The sequence below is a fragment of the Mycobacterium kansasii ATCC 12478 genome (genome assembly GCF_000157895.3).
GTDB lineage: Bacteria > Actinomycetota > Actinomycetes > Mycobacteriales > Mycobacteriaceae > Mycobacterium > Mycobacterium kansasii.
Window position 1 is genome coordinate 224,074 of record NC_022663.1, and the last position, 17,257, is coordinate 241,330.

Annotated in this window: 17 protein-coding genes; 7 read left to right on the forward strand and 10 right to left on the reverse strand. The window is 65.6% G+C overall.

Going from position 1 to position 17,257, the window contains the following annotated elements; genetic code table 11:
- Position 1: 1 nt before the first annotated feature.
- From MKAN_RS00985 to MKAN_RS00995, 3 genes are read right to left on the reverse strand one after another with little or no spacing between them, the layout of a single operon-like run.
- Complete coding sequence (locus tag MKAN_RS00985; protein ID WP_023364318.1) at positions 2-916, reverse strand: aminoglycoside phosphotransferase APH(3'); 915 nt, start codon at positions 914-916, stop codon at positions 2-4.
- On the reverse strand, positions 906-2,315 hold the full coding sequence (locus MKAN_RS00990; protein WP_023364320.1) for a TIGR00366 family protein: 1,410 nt from the start codon (positions 2,313-2,315) through the stop codon (positions 906-908). The genes MKAN_RS00985 and MKAN_RS00990 overlap by 11 nt, the downstream gene beginning before the upstream one ends.
- Before the next feature lie 45 nt (positions 2,316-2,360).
- Positions 2,361-2,744 (reverse strand): hypothetical protein, encoded by a 384-nt coding sequence (locus MKAN_RS00995; protein ID WP_023364322.1) that lies wholly within the window; start codon positions 2,742-2,744, stop codon positions 2,361-2,363.
- A 154-nt stretch (positions 2,745-2,898) separates the two neighbouring features.
- Between MKAN_RS00995 and MKAN_RS01000 the strand changes: the two genes are divergently transcribed.
- From MKAN_RS01000 to MKAN_RS01010, 3 genes are all read left to right on the forward strand, one after another.
- Positions 2,899-4,767, forward strand: a complete 1,869-nt coding sequence (locus tag MKAN_RS01000; RefSeq protein WP_023364324.1) for a fatty acyl-AMP ligase — start codon at positions 2,899-2,901, stop codon at positions 4,765-4,767.
- Between the two features lie 228 nt (positions 4,768-4,995).
- Positions 4,996-7,323 (forward strand): arylsulfatase, encoded by a 2,328-nt coding sequence (locus MKAN_RS01005; protein ID WP_023364326.1) that lies wholly within the window; start codon positions 4,996-4,998, stop codon positions 7,321-7,323.
- A 43-nt stretch (positions 7,324-7,366) separates the two neighbouring features.
- Entirely contained in the window at positions 7,367-8,044 is a 678-nt protein-coding gene (locus MKAN_RS01010; protein WP_036394177.1) for a GAP family protein, read from the forward strand.
- Here MKAN_RS01010 and MKAN_RS01015 read toward each other — a convergent pair.
- The 3 genes from MKAN_RS01015 to MKAN_RS01025 all read right to left on the reverse strand — a co-directional run bounded on the left by MKAN_RS01015 (position 8,041) and on the right by MKAN_RS01025 (position 10,461).
- The gene (locus MKAN_RS01015; protein ID WP_023364330.1) at positions 8,041-8,898 is read right to left on the reverse strand and encodes a bile acid:sodium symporter family protein; all 858 of its coding nucleotides are present in this window, start codon (positions 8,896-8,898) and stop codon (positions 8,041-8,043) included. The two genes, MKAN_RS01010 and MKAN_RS01015, sit on opposite strands and share 4 nt — an antisense overlap.
- A 248-nt stretch (positions 8,899-9,146) precedes the next feature.
- On the reverse strand, positions 9,147-9,872 hold the full coding sequence (locus tag MKAN_RS01020) for a peroxiredoxin (RefSeq protein ID WP_023364332.1): 726 nt from the start codon (positions 9,870-9,872) through the stop codon (positions 9,147-9,149).
- An 85-nt stretch (positions 9,873-9,957) separates the two neighbouring features.
- Complete coding sequence (locus tag MKAN_RS01025; RefSeq protein WP_225722824.1) at positions 9,958-10,461, reverse strand: hypothetical protein; 504 nt, start codon at positions 10,459-10,461, stop codon at positions 9,958-9,960.
- 636 nt (positions 10,462-11,097) lie between these two features.
- Here MKAN_RS01025 and MKAN_RS01030 point away from each other — a divergent pair.
- On the forward strand, positions 11,098-11,466 hold the full coding sequence (locus tag MKAN_RS01030) for a SpoIIAA family protein (RefSeq protein ID WP_023364336.1): 369 nt from the start codon (positions 11,098-11,100) through the stop codon (positions 11,464-11,466).
- 95 nt (positions 11,467-11,561) lie between these two features.
- Entirely contained in the window at positions 11,562-12,341 is a 780-nt protein-coding gene (locus MKAN_RS01035) for a YqjF family protein (RefSeq protein ID WP_023364338.1), read from the forward strand.
- On the opposite strand, the gene MKAN_RS01040 is transcribed toward MKAN_RS01035, so the two are convergent.
- On the reverse strand, positions 12,338-12,763 hold the full coding sequence (locus tag MKAN_RS01040) for a hypothetical protein (protein WP_133163505.1): 426 nt from the start codon (positions 12,761-12,763) through the stop codon (positions 12,338-12,340). The two genes, MKAN_RS01035 and MKAN_RS01040, sit on opposite strands and share 4 nt — an antisense overlap.
- Positions 12,744-13,511 (reverse strand): SDR family oxidoreductase, encoded by a 768-nt coding sequence (locus MKAN_RS01045; RefSeq protein ID WP_023364342.1) that lies wholly within the window; start codon positions 13,509-13,511, stop codon positions 12,744-12,746. The genes MKAN_RS01040 and MKAN_RS01045 overlap by 20 nt, the downstream gene beginning before the upstream one ends.
- Before the next feature lie 378 nt (positions 13,512-13,889).
- Between MKAN_RS01045 and MKAN_RS01050 the strand changes: the two genes are divergently transcribed.
- Together MKAN_RS01050 and MKAN_RS01055 are read left to right on the forward strand one after the other, a co-directional pair.
- A complete protein-coding gene (locus tag MKAN_RS01050) occupies positions 13,890-14,285 on the forward strand; it encodes a hypothetical protein (RefSeq protein WP_023364344.1) in 396 nt (131 codons plus the stop codon).
- Positions 14,286-14,330: 45 nt separating this feature from the next.
- Positions 14,331-15,494, forward strand: coding sequence for a radical SAM protein (locus tag MKAN_RS01055; RefSeq protein ID WP_023364346.1), 1,164 nt, complete (start codon positions 14,331-14,333; stop codon positions 15,492-15,494).
- Here the strand turns inward: MKAN_RS01055 and MKAN_RS01060 are convergent.
- Both MKAN_RS01060 and MKAN_RS01065 read right to left on the reverse strand, forming a co-directional pair.
- The gene (locus MKAN_RS01060) at positions 15,445-16,230 is read right to left on the reverse strand and encodes a DJ-1/PfpI family protein (RefSeq protein WP_023364348.1); all 786 of its coding nucleotides are present in this window, start codon (positions 16,228-16,230) and stop codon (positions 15,445-15,447) included. The two genes, MKAN_RS01055 and MKAN_RS01060, sit on opposite strands and share 50 nt — an antisense overlap.
- 19 nt (positions 16,231-16,249) lie before the next feature.
- A complete protein-coding gene (locus tag MKAN_RS01065; RefSeq protein WP_023364351.1) occupies positions 16,250-17,200 on the reverse strand; it encodes a GlxA family transcriptional regulator in 951 nt (316 codons plus the stop codon).
- Between the last annotated feature and the right edge of the window lie 57 nt (positions 17,201-17,257).

Below are 17,257 nucleotides of genomic sequence, written 5' to 3' on the forward strand. Positions count from 1 at the left end.
GTTATCGCTCGCCGGCATGGTCGGCAATGACACGATCGATGGTGGACCGGGAAACCGCGGCGGCGTGCCGGTCGCCGGCTTCGAGGTGGCCGCGCAGACTCACCAGCGCCTTCCACAGCGCCCACCCACGGCCGCGGGCCCAGGTTGCGGCGTCGACGTCCAGCGTTCGGCGAAATGTCGTTCTGCTGCCCGCGTCGAGGTGGGTCCAGGCCAGGACGGTGTCACACGCGGGATCGCCCACACCGCAGAGCCCGAAGTCGATGACCGCGGTGAGGCGTCCGCGCTGTGTCAGCAGGTTGTCGGCAGCCACGTCGCCGTGAAACCAGCACGGTTCGCCGGTCCAGGTGCTGCCGGTGGCGGCGGCCCACACCGCTTGCGCGCCGGCGACGTCGATTTCATCGTCGAGGGCGTCGATGGCTGCGCAGGTTTCCTCGGCGTACACCGGCAGGGGTGCGCCACGAAAGAAGTTGTGCGGTCCCGGTTCTGGGGCGTCGCCGGCGTCGATTCGGTGCAGCGCGCGCAGGAAGCGGGCCAACGGGCGCACGATCGGGCCCCAGTCGGTGATCGCCTCGGCCGCGGTGGTGCCGTCGAGCCAGCGGTATACCGACCAGTGATGGGGATAGTGAAATGCGGGCCTGCCCATCGCGACGGGTTGCGGTATGGGCAGCGGCAGCTGCGGTGCCAGCCGCGGCAGCCAATGCTGTTCTTTGGCAACCTGATACGCATACCGGTCCCCAGCGGGCAACCGGATCGACAACTCGTCACCCAGCCGGTAGGTGCGGTTGTCGACACCGTGCCGGGCCACGGGAGTGATGGCCAGTGCCGACCACTGCGGGAACTGGGTGTCGACGAGACGGCGCGCCAACTCCGCGGTGACGTCCCGCGGCGAGCACCCGGCGGCGACGTCAGAGCACATGCGGCGCCACCAGCAGCGCAGCGCTGAAAACCGCCGAACCGATCAGGAAGGCGACGACGGTAAAGCCCATCACCTGGCGGACATTGAGCTTCGCGATGGCCAGCAGCGGCAGCGGCCAAAACGGCTGGATCATGTTCGCGACCGCTTCGCCGACGGCGACGGACATCGAGATCAGCCCGAGGTAGGCCGGCGAGTGCTGGCCGATGGCAAGTGCCGAGTCGACCGCGACGGGCCCCTGCACAGCCCAGTGCCCGCCGCCGGACGGCACGAACAGCGAGATGACGATCGAACCGACGAAGGTCAACAACGGCAGGGTGGATTGGCTGGCGCCGGTCACCAGGGCCGCAGCGAGCACCGTCTGCAGCGGCTGGCCCGATCCAGCGGGGACATAACCCAGCAGACCGATGATCCCGCCGTACAGCGGATACTGCAGCAGCAGCGGGCCGGACACCCTCGCCGCACCGGAAAACGCGCGGATGAACCGAATGGGTGTGCGGTGCAGCAACGCACTGGTGACCGTGAACAGCATGACCGTCGACGAGATGTTCAGCGCAAAGCCGCTCAGCCAGAAGTAACTGAGCCCGGCGGCGAAGACACCGACGTTGAGAATCCACAGGTTTTCCAGCCATTCGGCAAATGTCCGGTTGCCCGCGGGCGGGGCCGCGACGGGCTCTTCGTCCTCGAAAACGGCCGGGTCGGGCTCGAGTGGCTGCGCCGGCTCCATCCGCCGGATAGCGAGCGCGAGCAGCACCAGCACCACGATCACGGCGACCCAGCTGTAGGGCTGGAAAATCGTCAGATTCAGCGGCACCACCGTGCCGGTCAGCTTGTGTATCACGTTGATCGGACTGCCGGCATCGGTGTTGGCCAGCGCAATCGACGACGACAGCCCCTGCGTCCACACGATGAAACCCATGAACGCCGCGGCGACAAGATAACCGAAATGGGCGCCCGCAAGCCGTTTCGCGACCTGACGGGCGACCAGCGCCCCCGCGACCAGACCGAGCCCCCAGTTCAGCAACGAAAAGACCGCGCTCACACCGAAACACAGCAGTGCGGCCTGGACCTGGTTCGTCGGCTTGCTCGCCACCGCGATGATGGCCCGCTTCAGAACCGGCGCCTCGGCCAGCGTGTAACCCGTCACCAGGATCAGCACCATCTGGAAGGCGAAGGTGAAGATGTTCTGCGAGCCCCACACGCCGCCGTACCACGCGTTGAGCGCGCCCGCCGGCGTCGCGCCGTCGACCAGCAGGCCGACCAGTACGGCCACTACGACGGTGAGGATCACCGCGAACAAATACGGATCCGGCATGAGGCGTTCGACATACCGGACGGATAGCGCGGTGAGCGGCTGTATCACGCCGCGTCGCCTACCCTGCCGGTCCTTTTCGGTCGTCATTGGGTCGCCCGTGCCTGGACCTTGCCTCGACCCGCCTAGACCTGCCTAACCCAGCTCGTCGACCACCAGCCACACCAAAGCGGCGGCCACCAGCAGCAAACCGCCTATGACGGCTGCCTGCACAAATCCGGACTGACGGTGCAACCACGCACGCGCCTGCGTGAAACGCCAGTCGGTCCACGCATAGGCGCGCGCGGCCCAATCGGCTTCGACCGCGAGCAGCCGAAATGCGACCAGCAGCGCCGGGATGCCCAGCTCGGGAAGCAGCACGATCAGCGGGATGGAGGCGATGACCAACGCACCGGCGAGCATGGCCAGGGGTGCGCGCACCACCATCGGCCGGGTCCGGCCACGTTCCCGATATACCAGCACCCGGCTCAGCGCTTCGTCGCGGGTGACTGACAGGACGCGCTGGTCGGCTGAATCCATGGATGCTCCTGGGCTGACGCGATCGGCGGGCGGGTTCGGCACGGACTCTAGTGGACCGGTTGCCGGCGCCGGGTTCGATCGGGGCACCCGATCGGTGACCGAGGCCACCCGGTCGTTGCCCGAGGGACGGGGCAGGGGTGCATAGACTGCGCGTATGAATGACGGTTTCCGGCGGGGCTCCCCGGCTCCAGAAGGCCTGCTGGAGATCGAGGACTGCCTGGCTGCAGACGGCAGCATCGCGTTACCGCCCGGCACCACCCTGATCTCGCTGATCCAACGCAACATCGCCAACGTCGGTGACTCGATCGCGTATCGCTATCTGGACTACACCCGCTCCGCCGAGGGGCAAGCCCGTGAAGTGACCTGGGCGCAGCTCGGGGTGCGCTTGGCGGCCATCGGCGCGCAGATCCAACAGCTCGCCGGCAACGGTGACCGGGTAGCCATCCTGGCGCCTCAGGGCATCGACTACGTTGCCGGATTCTATGCGGCGATCAAGGCCGGCACCATTGCGGTGCCGCTGTTTGCCCCGGAATTGCCCGGTCACGCCGAACGTCTCGATACCGCACTGCGCGACTCGGAGCCCGCGGTCGTCCTGACGACCACGGCCGCCAGCGCCGCCGTGGAGGGCTTTCTGGCCACCCATCCGCACCTGCGAAAGCCGCGCGTGCTCACCATCGATCGCATACCGGATTCGGCCGGGGAGCAGTTCAGTCCGGTCGAGCTGGACATGGACGCCGTGTCCCACCTGCAGTACACCTCGGGTTCGACGCGACCGCCGGTCGGCATCGAGATCACCCACCGCGCCGTCGGCACCAACCTGGTGCAGATGATCCTGTCGATCGACCTGCTCAACCGCAACACGCACGGCGTCAGCTGGTTGCCGCTCTACCACGACATGGGGCTGTCCATGATCGGCTTCCCGGCGGTGTACGGCGGGCACTCCACCCTGATGTCGCCGACCGCGTTTGTCCGGCGGCCGCAGCGGTGGATCCAGGCGCTGGCCGCGGGGTCGCGGACCGGCCGGGTGGTCACGGCGGCGCCGAACTTCGCCTACGAGTGGACCGCTCAGCGTGGTCTGCCCGCCGAGGGCGACGACATCGACCTGCGCAATGTCGTGCTGATCATCGGATCCGAGCCGGTCAGCATCGAGGCGATCACGACGTTCAACAAGGCGTTCGCGCCCTACGGGCTACCCCGGACGGCGTTCAAGCCCTCCTACGGCATCGCCGAGGCGACGCTGCTCGTTGCGACCATCGACCACGCCGCCGAAACGACGGCGATCTACCTCGACCGGCAACAACTGGGCACCGGCCGGGCGGTGCGCGTCGCGGCGGATCACCCCAACGCCGTCGTGCAGGTCTCGTGCGGTCACGTCGCGCGCAGCCTGTGGGCCGTGATCGTCAACCCCGACACCGGCGCCGAACTGCCGGATGGCGAAGTCGGCGAAATCTGGCTGCAGGGAGACAACGTGGGCCGCGGCTACTGGGGGCGGCCGGACGAAACGCGCCACACCTTCGGCGCCAGGCTGCAATCGGCGCTTAACGAGCACAGCCGCACCAACGGCGCTGCGCTCGAAGGGAATTGGCTGCGGACTTCGGACTTGGGCGTCTACCTCGGCGGTGAACTGTACGTCACGGGGCGGATCGCCGATCTCATCACCATCGACGGCCACAACCATTATCCGCAGGACATCGAGGCCACCGTCGCGGCGGCATCGCCCATCGTCCGGCGCGGATATGTCACGGCTTTCGCGGCACCGGCCAACGAGCTGCCGGATGCTGGCGATACGGACGACTCCAGCCCGCGGTTGGTGATCATTGCCGAACGTGCGGCGGGCACCAGTCACGCCGACCCGAAACCGGCGATCGAGGCGATCCGGGCCGCGGTTGCCGATCGCCATGGGCTGTGGGCCGCCGACGTGCGTTTCCTCCCCGCAGGGGCCATTCCGCGCACCACCAGCGGCAAGCTGGCTCGCCGGGCCTGTCGTGCCCAATACCTCAGCGGCGTATTGGGAGCGCACTAGCGTCTCGCAACGTCGGGCGGGTGGCGCTTCGGCTCGCGAAACTCCTTGTTGCTCAGCATGGTTGAGCTGAAAACCGCGGCCGGCGCGCGCCATCCGGACGCCCGGGTCGTCGCTGATTTGCCGTGTGCCTGCAGCCGCGAACCTCGAGCCACTACGGTGTAGTGGCCCGGTGTACGGCGCCGGGCGGACCGGAATCGAGCAGGCTCCACCCGACCAGCGGGAGGCATAGTGGTCGACCTACCGCGCGGCAACGAACCATTCACCGGGGCCATCAACCCGACGGTGGCCGGGTCCACCCCGGTCAAGCCGACGATCACCTATCCACCCGCCGGTGCCCCCAACGTCGTGATCGTGTTGCTCGACGACGTCGGGTTCGGCGCCGCGTCCACGTTCGGCGGGCCGGTTCCCACGCCCACTCTCGAACGCATTGCCGGAGCGGGCTTGCGCTACAACCAGTTTCACACTACCGCCCTGTGCTCCCCGACGCGTGCCGCGCTGCTGACCGGACGCAACCACCACAGCGCCCACATGGGGACCATCTGCGAGATCGCCTACGGATTCCCCGGCTACGACAGCGTGCTGCCGCAGAGCACCGCGACCGTCGCACAGGTCCTGCAAATGAACGGCTACAGCACCGCGCTGTTCGGCAAGGCGCACTTCACCCCCACCTGGGAGACCGGCCCCGCCGGCCCGTTCGACCGCTGGCCCACCGGCCTTGGCTTCGAGCGCTTCTACGGTTTCCTGGGCGGCGACACATCGCAGTACGAGCCGGCGCTTTACGACCAGACCACACCCGTCGAGCCGTATCTGGGGCGCGACGACTATCACCTCACCGAGGATCTTGCCGACAAGACGATCGAGTGGATCCGGATGCAGAAGACGTCGGCGCCCGACAAGCCGTTTTTCGTGTACTTGGCGCCCGGGGCGACACACAGCCCGCACCACGTGTGGCCGGAGTGGTCCGACCGGTTCGCCGGCCAGTTCGACGACGGCTGGGATGCGTTGCGGGAGCAGACATACGCCCGCCAGATCGAGATGGGCATCATCCCACCCGGCACGCAGTTGACCCCTCGCCCCGAGCAGATACCCGCCTGGGCGGACTACGACGATCGATACAAGCCGGTGGCCCGGCGCCTGATGGAGGTCTACGCCGGGTTCCTGGCCCACACCGACGCCCAGATCGGGCGGGTGGTCGAGGCCATCGACGAGTTGGGGCAATGGGACGACACGCTGTTCATCTATATCTGCGGTGACAACGGCGCGTCGGCCGAGGGAACGCTGCACGGTGCCTGGAGCTCGCCGGCGTTCCAAAACGGACTGCCCGAGGACCCCGAATGGCTGCTTGCACACCTGGCCGATTTCGGCACGGCGCGCTGCGAGAACCACTACAACGTCGGCTGGGCCTGGGCGCTCGACGCGCCGTTCCAGTGGATGAAGCAGGTGGCATCCCATTTTGGCGGCACCCGCAACGGAATGGCCATCTCCTGGCCGCGCGGTATCACCGGCGCGGGGGAGCAGCGCAGCCAGTTTCACCACGTCATCGACATCGTCCCCACCATCCTGGAGGTCACCGGCATCGAGATGCCCGAGCGCGTCAACGGCATCGAGCAGAAGCCGATCGAAGGGGTCAGCATGCGGTACTCGTTCGACGACGCCACCGCCGAAAGCCGGCGCACCACGCAGTATTTCGAGATCTTCGGCAATCGTGCCGTCTACCACGAAGGCTGGATGGCGTGCTGCTTCCATGGCCGGCTGCCCTGGATCCGCGCCCAGCGCAATATCCCGTTCGGCGACGCCGAGCGCTGGGAGCTCTACCACATCGCCGACGACTTCAGCCAGAGCGCCGACCTGGCCGAGCAGTACCCGGACAAACTCGCCGAGCTGCAGGCCGTTTTCGACGCCGAAGCACGCAAGTACGACGTCTACCCGCTCAGCGATGCCACGCTGGCGCGGGCGCTGCCTGTCAACCGGCCGAGCCTGCTCGGTGATCGCACCTCGGTCACCTACTACCCGGGTCAGTTACGCATCCCCGAACCGGTGACGCTGAGCTACACCAGTACGTCGTTCATGTTGCGGGCACAGTTGCACATCCCGCCGGGGGGTGCTCAGGGGGTGGTCATCTCTGTCGGCGGGGCGATGGCCGGGTGGAGCCTTTATCTGCAAGACGGGGTGCCCAGCTTTGCCTACAACTATCTGGGCCACGAACTCACCACAGTCACCGCACCCCGGCCACTGCCCGAAGGCCCTGTGAATCTTGGGCTTTCGCTCGACTACGACGGCGGGGGACTGGGCAAGGGCGCATCGGTGACGCTGCTGGTCGACCACGCCGCCGTGGTCAGCGGCCGGTTGGAGCGCACCGTCCCGTTCCGGTTCTCGATGAGCGGCGAAACGCTGGACGTCGGCGTCGATACCGGGTCTCCGGTCGCACCGTACGGGCATGACTTCCGGTTCACCGGCCGGATCGATCGCATCGACGTCACCGTCGACCCGCATCCGGCCGATCTCGCCGCCGCGATCGCCGAAGCTGAGATGCGCGCCGCGCTGGGCTCACAGTAGCGGAGACGGGGCGACGACTCGCTATCCTCAGCCGGTGACCGCCATGTGGAGCAGCCTTATCCCGCTGATTCTCGGCGGCGTCCTGGAACCGATCGAGATCGCGATCACGATCATGTTGCTGGGCACGCCATCGCATCTGCGGACGGCCGGCGCCTGGGTCGGCGGGCATATCGGCACCCGCCTGTTGCAGGGCCTCATATTCGGCACCATCCTGCACTGGGGCACCCGTGCCCGCAGCACTGACGCGACGCACCCGCACCACTGGATTGTGTCGACCGTCCTCCTGGTGGTCGCCCTGCTGTTTCTCGTCACCGCGGCGCGAGAATTGTTGAGCGACGACGATCCCGAAGCGCCACCGCCGAAGTGGATGACGATGCTGACGACGGCGACGCCCACCAAGGCCTTCTTCATCGGCGCGGGTGTCATCACGGTTTCGGTCAAGACCTGGGTGTTCACTCTGGCCGCGATCAGCGTGATCGGCAACGCGGGGCTGCCGCGCGCCGCCAATATCGCTTCCTACATCGCGTTCGTGCTGCTGGCCATGAGCGCCAACCTGCTGATCATCGCCATGGCCGCATTATTCCCCACCCAGTCACGCACCCTGCTGGACCGGATCCTGCGCTGGCTCCAGGACAACAACCGACCCATCATGGTCGTCGTGGGCACGGTTTTCGGACTCTGGTTCGGGTGGAAAGCCTTGCATGGCTTGGGAATTCTCTAACCGGGCGAGGCAGCTTCGTGCCGCCGCACCCAACGGATGTAGAGGATGCCGACCCCGGCAGTGATCAGGCCGTACAGCGCAACCGCCCCGTGCTCGTCGGTGCCGGGAAAGTTCGCCGACGCGATGGCCAACGCGGTCGCCGGGTGGCGGCAGCTGCTCGCGAAAGCCACCACCGCCGAAAACCGGCGATCGGGCCCACCCAACAGATGCCCCGCGGCCAAGGTCGCCACGACGAATACCGCCATGGCGACAAGGGTGGATTCGCCCACCAGCTTCCACATCCGCGGCGCCACGGCGACCAACAGCACGATCATTGCCACCGGCAGCACCCAGCGCTGGGCACTCTCGATGGGACCCGCGATGCGCTTGGCCGCCGCCGGCCAGACCGCCCCGATCGTCATCCCCGCAATGAGCGGCGCCAACACCGACACCAGCATCAGCCTGCCGATCGCCCCTGGGCTGACCACGTACTGATGCCCGAATACGTTGCCCAGCAAGGTCGCAGCCACGGCGAGCACGGGAACGGCGAGCACCGCCAGCACGATGACCAGGCCCAACCCGAATTGGACATGCCCGCCGGCCTTTTCCCCGCGGCGGGGCAACAAAGGCGGCAGGGGCGAGATCGCCAACGTCACCAGCGCGATGGCGATCTCCGGCCGCAGATCCATCACCTGTACCAGCAGCACCGCCACCCCGGGTGCAACGACGAGGACCGCCAACAGCGACCGCACCAGCAGTGCCGGGCGTTGCGTCAGGTAGCCCACGTCGCCGAACTGTGCGGTCAATCCGTAACCCAGGATCACGACGAACAGGCTTATCTGGAAGGCGAGCTTCGCCGCTTCTGCCGCTGTCACGACGCACAGCCTGCCATGGCGCCCGGTGACGCGGGCGCCGCATCCCGAAACCGGTTCCCCGGCGCCGTCAGCTCGCGGTCGGTCCGGTACGAAACGTCTTCGGCCCCAGTCCATTCACGGGCACAACGACCGCCTGATCCGGGTCTCGACAGCCCAGGTCGGACGGATCGTCGTCCGGGACCTCCCGGCAGGTACGCCGCCACGGCCTGGGGGGAAAGTGCCGTTCGGACTCGCTGGCACCCGGCGTGTCAGGCACGGCCATCGACTCGAATCGCCGACTCGACGTCATCGGCGCCGAGTTCTTTGGTGCAGAAGAACCAGTCGTCGCACTCGACGCCCGCGACGTGACCATCCATTCGCTCCTTGGCGGTGCCGCACGAACCCGCCGGTGGCACAATCACCCGGTCTCCGGGGCGCCAATCGGCGGGCGTCGCGACATCGAAGCGATCGGCCGTCTGCAGCGCCTTGACCGCTCGCAACAGCTCGTCGAAGTTGCGTCCGAGGCTCAACGGGTAATAGATGATCGCGCGGACTATGCCCCCGGGGTCGATGATGAAGACTGCGCGCACCGCCTTCGTGGCGTCCTCGCCCGGCATGATCATCCCGTACTTCTGCGCGACCTGCATCGAGACATCCTCGACCAGCGGGAAACCGACTTCCACGTCATGCATACCGCGGAAACTGATCTTGTCCTTGACCGTTCGTAACCAAGCGATGTGGCTGTACAGCGAGTCCACGGACAAGCCGACCAGCTCGGTGTTATAGGCCGCGAACTCCTGCTGCATCGACGCGAACGTCATGAATTCGCTCGTGCACACCGGCGTGAAATCCGCTGGATGGGAGAAGAAGATCACCCACTTGCCGGCATAGTCGGCAGGGAAGTTGATCGGGCCCTGGGTGGTGACGGCGGTAAAAGCCGGTGCTGGTTCCCCGATCCGGGGCATGGCGGCGGTGGGAGTGTCGGTGACGGTCATCGCGGTCCTTTCGGTGGTCCAACCCGTCCCAACAAATACCGGCGGGGGTATATTCCCATCTTCAGCTCCTCGCTCGCCCCAAGACTCAGGGGCTGGTGCCCTGGTTGATGATGAGGGGCGGTGGCGCTCCTTCATGGGGGTCGGCGTGGGTCTTGTAGAACGGCGGCAGCGTGCCCACGCCTGCCTCGAACGGCGTCAGGTACTCAGCGTCGAATGTCACCCGATACCACTGGATTCCCAGCGACGCGGAGATATCCGGGTCGGTACTCCTCGCAACGGTGATGCTGGTGACTCGTACGCACTTCACGTGTTCACGCATGACAGACGAGAACGTCGCCAGCCCGGTGCTGTACATGGCCCGCATCGGCCCACCGAGGTATCCCCATGCGGTGCGGTATTCGTGGTTGTTGATTGCCGCGAAGTAGTCGACGATCACCTGCTGGCCTTTGCCGGCCGGGACGGCGTCGGGTTGCCCGTTGGCACACTCCGGATCGGCCCCGCCGCGTCCGGCCGGTGCCACGCCGATTCCGATCAACACCGCGACCGCGGCGACTAACGAGCCCCCTTTACGACACCGTGAAATAGCCATACCGGCCAACATAGAGGGGACTTTGGCCTCTTAGCCACGACTTGCGGCGGAGGCGATCACGGACGTCGCCAGCAAGAACTCGGTACCGTTCAATCGTGTTAAGAGCGGACACCCGCCAACGTGAGCTGTCGGTATCCGGTGGGAGCATTGCTGGATAGCTTTGGATCCGTGAGCACGGTATATCGCAGGGCCCGGGACTCGGTGGAGACACCTCAGCCCCTGTCCGTCCTCATCCGGGGGTAGCGGGCAGGGGCCATAGTCCCCGGAGGCTCTGCCTTGTCCCGCACCGACGCCCATGCTCCGTTCTGGGTTCAACTCGCCCGGGGCGATCTCGCTGCCGAAGCGCAGCATGCATCCGCTCACGCTGTCTGCGATCTTCCTGAGCGTCCCCCCGCGAAGTGGGAGAGCTGGTTCCCAGCGACCAAGTGTCACTGGGGCCTTCACTACACCGGCACCAACGTCTGCTCCTGCTCGATGTGCCATGCCGGGCCACAGCATCGTCAGGAGAACCGCAATCAGCGGCATCGTGACCGCTTAGCCGTCCACGCCGCGCTCGGGCGCTGGCGCCACGGCAATGATTCGGCCTTCGACGATCTCGTTCCACCTTCGCGCAAGTATTACTGGTAGGAGTAACACATGATCGAATACGACTTGGACACCGACCACTCGATCCTGCTGGTGCGACCCAAATCCGCGCTCGACAGCGACGACTTCGACCAACTCGCGAAGACGGCTGACCCCCATATCGAGGCGACGGGCGACCTGGCCGGGCTCATCATCGATGCTCCCGGGTTTCCCGGCTGGGACAGCTTCGGTGCGATGGTCACCCACTTCCGATTCGTCCGAGATCACCACAAGCACGTGAAAAAGGTCGCGGTGGTCACCGACTCTCATCTTGGAGATGTCGTCGAGCATCTGGCGTCACACTTCGTGGCGGCAACGATTCGTCACTTTCCCGCCGCACAGACCGAAGAAGCACGAAGATGGATTATCGACGGCTCCTGAACCGTCGGCTCCCGATCTGAATTGACGGCGCCGGCCCCGCTGATGAGCTTTCGCGAATCCGTACCACCGTCCGGCCCGCGTGCCACGATGGTCGAATGACAGCCACCCCTGAGCCGTCGTCGCAAGCGCCAGATGAGAATTCGGCCCTGGTGGGGTACCCGGTCACCGCCCCGCGACTGAGCGGTCCGGTTGTCTTCGACCAGCTCTGGACTGATTTGACGTTCGTCCATTGGCCGGTGCTACCGAACAGTATCGCGCAGCTGTATCCATCCGGGACCCGGCCCGACGTCTTCGCCGATGGGATGACCTACGTGGCGTTGGTCCCGTTTTTCTTGACGAGCACCAAACTCGGCACCGCACTCCCGCTGCCCTATTTCGGCAGCTTCCAGGAAACCAACATCCGGCTCTACTCCGTCGACGACGCCGGGCGCCACGGCGTCCTCTTCCGATCGCTGGAAACCGCGCGGCTGGCGGTCGTGCCCGTCACCCGGATCGGCCTCGGCGTCCCCTACACCTGGGCCAGGATGCGAATGATGCGCTACGGCAACCGGATTACGTATGACAGCGTGCGCCGTTGGCCGCGGCGCGGGCTGCGCAGCCGGCTCACCATCGACATTGGCGAGGTGGTCGAGCCCACGCCGCTGGAGATCTGGCTGACCGCCCGCTGGGGCGCCCACACTCGCCGGGGCGGCCGCACGTGGTGGGTACCGAATGAGCATGACACGTGGCCATTGCATGCCGCGGAGATCGTCGAATTCGATGACGAACTGCGCGACGCCAGCGGGGTGCGACCCGCCGGCCCACGTTTGCGTGCGCTGTATTCGCCAGGTATGCGAACGCGTTTCGGGCGTCGCCGCCTCGTCGAGTGGGGTTAATAGGCCAGCACGTGGAAATGCCCTCGGGGACAGTCGCCTTCGATGCCGCTGTACGGGTCGTCATCGAATTCCCGCCAGTTCCAATGGTCTCCGCAGTAAGACGCCGCGCAGTCCGGGCAATGGAAGGGCGCATAAGCGTAGCCGACGCGATACAGCGCGGACGCGTCCGCGCCGGCGATCGCTTCGGCCACGACGTCGGCGCGGTCGGCCGAAAGGGGCTGACTGGCCACGCCGAAGAAAGTCTCCACCACGACGCGGGCTTGGCCTTGCGGGCGAACCAGGGCATCCAACTCGGCCAACGCCTCAAGGGCCGGCCGGGATTTGTCACCGTGCGGTTCGGCTGGTCCAGCGAGCCGCACCCGTCCCGCCATGTTGCCGCATACCGCGCAACCGAAACAGGCCTCAGAGGCAGGTGTATCCACCGTCGATCACGATATCGGAGCCTGTCATGTAACTCGATGCCTCGCTGGCCAAGTAGAGGTAGAGGCCGGTGAGTTCGTCCGGACGGCCCAGGCGGCCGAGCGGTATTTTCGGCTCCCACAGCCGGTGATACTCCGCGAGGGGCTCGACGAGCTCGGTAAGGATGTAACCCGGACTTACGCTGTTAACCCGGATCTTGTGCGGGGCCAGCTCCACTGCCATGGCCTTGGTCAAATGAATGACCGCCGCTTTGGACGCGCAGTAGTGGCCCACTTGTTGCGGGACGTTGATGATGTGGCCCGACATCGAGGCGGTGTTGATGATGACCCCGCCCTGCCCTCGTTTGACCATGGCCCTGGCTGCGGCCCGGGCGGTGAGGAATACGCCGGTCACGTTGGTGCTCTGGATGCGCTCGAACTCTTCCAGCGACATCTCGAGCATCGGCGTGACTCCGACGATCCCGGCGTTGCACACGGCGATGTCGATCCCACCCAGCTCCGCGGTGACCCGGTCCAACATGCTGGTTACCTGCTCTTGCCGAGTCACATCGCAGCAGATGGGGAGCACCGTGCCGCCGGCTGCGGCGAGTTCCTCGGCGGCCATCGCCAATAAGTCGGAATGCCTTGCGACAATGGCTACTTGAGCCCCGGCTTGGACATAGGCCAGAGCCACCTTCTTGCCGATGCCGGTGGAGCCCCCGGTGATCAGCGCCCGCTTGCCGTGCAAGTCGAACAAGTCCAACACGCTCATTCGCCATCCCCTCCATACGGTGACCGCCAACCGGCGCACGCTCTAGTGTGTCCGGCATCGGCAGGTTCCCGCACATGCGGTGAGCGCATCGTCCAAATTCACCCACCGGGCTGACGCTGCCGACTCACGCACCTCCCGATCGGGATTTCACCATCGCCACCACTTCCACTAAGCGAAGCTCCCACGGTACTGAGGCGAAAATCAGAAGGCCTTTCTAATTAATTCGCGGTCACATATCGCCGCAACGGACGTGAGCACGCATGTCGTCTATGGTGTATGATTGCATTTATTCATAGCTGAGAACGGCGACCGTATAATGCGCGCACGCCGCATATGTGACTGCATAGACACACCGCCACCAAGCGTAAGGAGCGTAACTTGACGATTTTGCACGAGACGACGCAGTCAGCTGTCAGCAAGGTTATCGCGGAGGCATTGAAGTCAGCGACCACTGCGTCCATCATTAAGGCTTTCGTTGAACATCGAGGTACGCCTGCCGGGAGCGGCTTCCGGCCGAGTGTCGTCACCCTTAAGACCGTGGACGGGCAAGAAATCCGAGTTAGCACGCTTACCCACAGGTCGTCGTCGGCCGCGGAATTGGTCTCAGCGGGCACGACCATCGATCCAGCACCCACTGGCACCTTCGTCCTGGCATGCGGCAAGTCGCTGGTGATCGAGAAGGGCCGCCTGGTCGGTGGCACCGCTGCCGCCGGAAGCATCCCCGATTGGGCAGTCTTTTTTCTGATGCCGGCTGATCGCGAGTTGTGTCGGTAGTCAAATACGGGGGCGTTGGCGTTCGGACTGCGCCAGAGTGCTGCTATGCAATGGGTAATCAAGACCACCAAGCTCTGCAATCTGCGGTGTAAATACTGTTACGAGTGGGAGCACCTATCGGACCCGACGAGGATGCCGGAGGGCGTCTGGCGACACGCTTTGGTCGCCATCCGCGATTACGCCGAGCTGACGACCCGGCGCTGCGGCTACGACATTCCTCTGGACATCATTTGGCACGGCGGCGAGCCGACGCTGTTACCTCGTACCTATTTTGAGCGCGTTTTTGCACTTCAGCGGGACGTCTTCCCTAGAGATTGGATCGAAAACCGTCGGGTGCGAAATGTTCTGCAAACGAATCTCTATGTCGTGCGCGATGAGCACCTCGACGTCTTCGAAGAATTTGGAATCGAACTTGGGGTCTCGGTCGACTTCTCCGAAGGCGTGCGATTGACGGCAGGGGGCCGTCCAACTGAGGCGGCGGTACGCGCAAACATGCGCCGGCTGCAAGACAGAGGCCTGCCGTTTAGCATCATCACGGTGCTGGCCGCCCACACGATAAGCCAGATCAGGCAGATATTCGAAGAGATCGCGCGACTCAACAAACCGACGCGGCTGCTGCCATTGTTCAGCGGCCCGGCGACGCGTCCGATGGATGGCGTCACGGTCGCCAAGTCAGACATTCTCGATGCGATGATGGTGTTTTTTGATCTGTGGATCTCGGCCGGTATGACCCCCCGGGTCGATCCTCTTGATCAGTACATGCGCACGGTGATCCTCAAGCGTTTGGGCTTGGAGCGCCCGACACAAGACCGTGCGCTGTTGGGCAACGATGTTCTCGAAATCGATCGTGATGGCACGCTGAGTCACGAGGCTTATCGCAAACCCCGGGACCTCGGAAACATCACCGAGAGGCCCATTGCGGACATCATTGATGGCTCCACCTACCGAAACCTGATCACTGAAGAGAAGCGCCTCAAGGAGTCGGTCTGCACTCAGTGTGCCTTCCTGGGCGCATGCGACACTAGCCCGATCGCGCGCCACTTCGACAGCTACCTCCTGCAAGACTGCCCAATCGACAAGTATCTGCTGCCGCGGATTGAGGCCCATCTTGAAAGTAGGGGCTTCTTCGACGACAACTTCACTGCCACGGCTCATGACGTCACGGCGACTCATGTGGCCGAGGCTTTCGGAGCGACAGTTTCGTACTGATATTGCTCTCCGGCTGACGCCTGCGCCGCCGCGACCGGACCGCTGTCAGCGTCTGCTGCCATGCCAGCATCGTCGTGGCCGTCAGGTTGGCCGGCTTGACACTGTCCTTCGACAGTAGAGCCGTTGCCGCGGCCTTGGTGGTAACCGATGCCTTCGACATGTGGCCGGAGTCGAACGGGGGCTGTGGGTCGTACTCGATCGCCAGCTGGATCGCCTTGGCGCGACCTTCGCCGCCGATTTCCCCGGCCAGCCATAGCGCCAGGTCGAGCCCCGCGGACACACCGGCGCTGGTAATGACGTTGTCCTGCCGCACGATCCGCTCGTCGGCGACGGGGATGGCGCCGAAGGCCTTCAGCGCCGGAAGGGTCAGCCAGTGCGACGTCGCGCGTCGATCCTTAAGCAGCCCGGCGGCTGCCAGGATCACCGAACCGGAACACACCGAGGTGGTCCAGCTGGCCGTCCGGTGAGCCCCGCGCAGCCAGTCCAACAGTTTCGCGTCGCGCGCATGCACCGGGGTCGACGGTCCGCCCGGCACGAGAATGACGTCGGGCGTGGGCGTTTCGGTCAGCGAATGGGTGGCTCCGATTACCAGCACACCGGAGTCTGCGGTGATGGGCCCGGCTTCATGCCAGACAAACCTCACCTCGGCGTGGGGAAGGTTTCGCAGCACCTCGTAGGGGCCGATCATGTCCAGCGCCGTGAATCCCGGATAGGTGACGATTGCGATTTGGGTCATCGGGGTCCTCCTTGAAGTGTTAGGCGAAGGATTTGCGGTACTGGTCCGGCGGGATGCCGATACGGCGAATAAAGTTGCGCCGCAACGTTTCTGCGGTGCCGAACCCGCAACGGGCGGCGATGGCCACCACGGTGTCGTCGGTCTCTTCCAGTTGCCGGCGCGCGGCTTCGGTGCGGACGCGTTCGACGTATTGGCCCGGCGCCTCACCGACCTCATCGGTGAACACCCGGGTGAAGTGGCGCGGGCTCATTGCCGCGCGGCGCGCCAGGTCGTCGATGCGGTGGCAGCCTCCTGGTTGCGTTTCGATGGCCTCCTGAACCTGCCGGATGGTGGGCCGTTGGGCCCGCGGCAGCCAGACCGGAGCCGCAAACTGCGTCTGGCCGCCGGGGCGGCGCAAGTACAGCACCAGCCAGCGGGCGACGGTCTGCGCGATTTCGGTGCCGCGATCGTCCTCCACCAGCGACAGCGCGAGGTCGATCCCCGCTGTCACCCCGGCGGCGGTCCACAACGTCTCGGAGCTGCGGATGAAGATGGGGTCGCGATCCACCTCGACGGCGGGAAACTCGCGGGCCAACCGGTCGGCGAAGGCCCAGTGCGTGGTGGCACGACGGCCGTCTAGCAACCCGGCCTGCGCCGCCAGGAATGCGCCCGTGCAGACGGTGACCAGGCGGCGCGCGGTGCCCGCGACCGCTTTGATCCAGTCCATGAGCTCGATGTTGCCGCGCGCGGCGTCGACACCGGCGCCGCCGGGCAGTAGGACGGTGTCCACGGGTGCGCTCGGGTCGGGCAGCGGCTGGGTCATCAGGGCAAGGCCGGTCGCGGTGGTCACCGGTTGGCCGTCGGGGGAGACCAGCGTGACGTCATATCCGCCCCGGGTCAGCAGCGATGCGCCGGCGAACACCTCGAACGGTCCCACGACGTCGAGCGCCTGAATCCCGGGGAAGCCGACGATCAGCACTTTGCGGACCATGGATTCAGTGTTGGCCAGGCAGCGGTATGGCGTCTACGCCCTATATCCCACAAATTA

Bases quoted from the DNA above. Each gene is read 5' to 3' on its own strand.
- MKAN_RS00985 (WP_023364318.1), bottom strand. From the start codon at position 916: ATGTGCTCTGACGTCGCCGCCGGGTGCTCGCCGCGGGACGTCACCGCG.
- MKAN_RS00990 (WP_023364320.1), bottom strand. From the start codon at position 2,315: ATGACGACCGAAAAGGACCGGCAGGGTAGGCGACGCGGCGTGATACAG.
- MKAN_RS00995 (WP_023364322.1), bottom strand. From the start codon at position 2,744: ATGGATTCAGCCGACCAGCGCGTCCTGTCAGTCACCCGCGACGAAGCG.
- MKAN_RS01000 (WP_023364324.1), top strand. From the start codon at position 2,899: ATGAATGACGGTTTCCGGCGGGGCTCCCCGGCTCCAGAAGGCCTGCTG.
- MKAN_RS01010 (WP_036394177.1), top strand. From the start codon at position 7,367: ATGTGGAGCAGCCTTATCCCGCTGATTCTCGGCGGCGTCCTGGAACCG.
- MKAN_RS01020 (WP_023364332.1), bottom strand. From the start codon at position 9,872: ATGACCGTCACCGACACTCCCACCGCCGCCATGCCCCGGATCGGGGAA.
- MKAN_RS01025 (WP_225722824.1), bottom strand. From the start codon at position 10,461: ATGGCTATTTCACGGTGTCGTAAAGGGGGCTCGTTAGTCGCCGCGGTC.
- MKAN_RS01030 (WP_023364336.1), top strand. From the start codon at position 11,098: ATGATCGAATACGACTTGGACACCGACCACTCGATCCTGCTGGTGCGA.
- MKAN_RS01035 (WP_023364338.1), top strand. From the start codon at position 11,562: ATGACAGCCACCCCTGAGCCGTCGTCGCAAGCGCCAGATGAGAATTCG.
- MKAN_RS01045 (WP_023364342.1), bottom strand. From the start codon at position 13,511: ATGAGCGTGTTGGACTTGTTCGACTTGCACGGCAAGCGGGCGCTGATC.
- MKAN_RS01055 (WP_023364346.1), top strand. From the start codon at position 14,331: ATGCAATGGGTAATCAAGACCACCAAGCTCTGCAATCTGCGGTGTAAA.
- MKAN_RS01060 (WP_023364348.1), bottom strand. From the start codon at position 16,230: ATGACCCAAATCGCAATCGTCACCTATCCGGGATTCACGGCGCTGGAC.
- MKAN_RS01065 (WP_023364351.1), bottom strand. From the start codon at position 17,200: ATGGTCCGCAAAGTGCTGATCGTCGGCTTCCCCGGGATTCAGGCGCTC.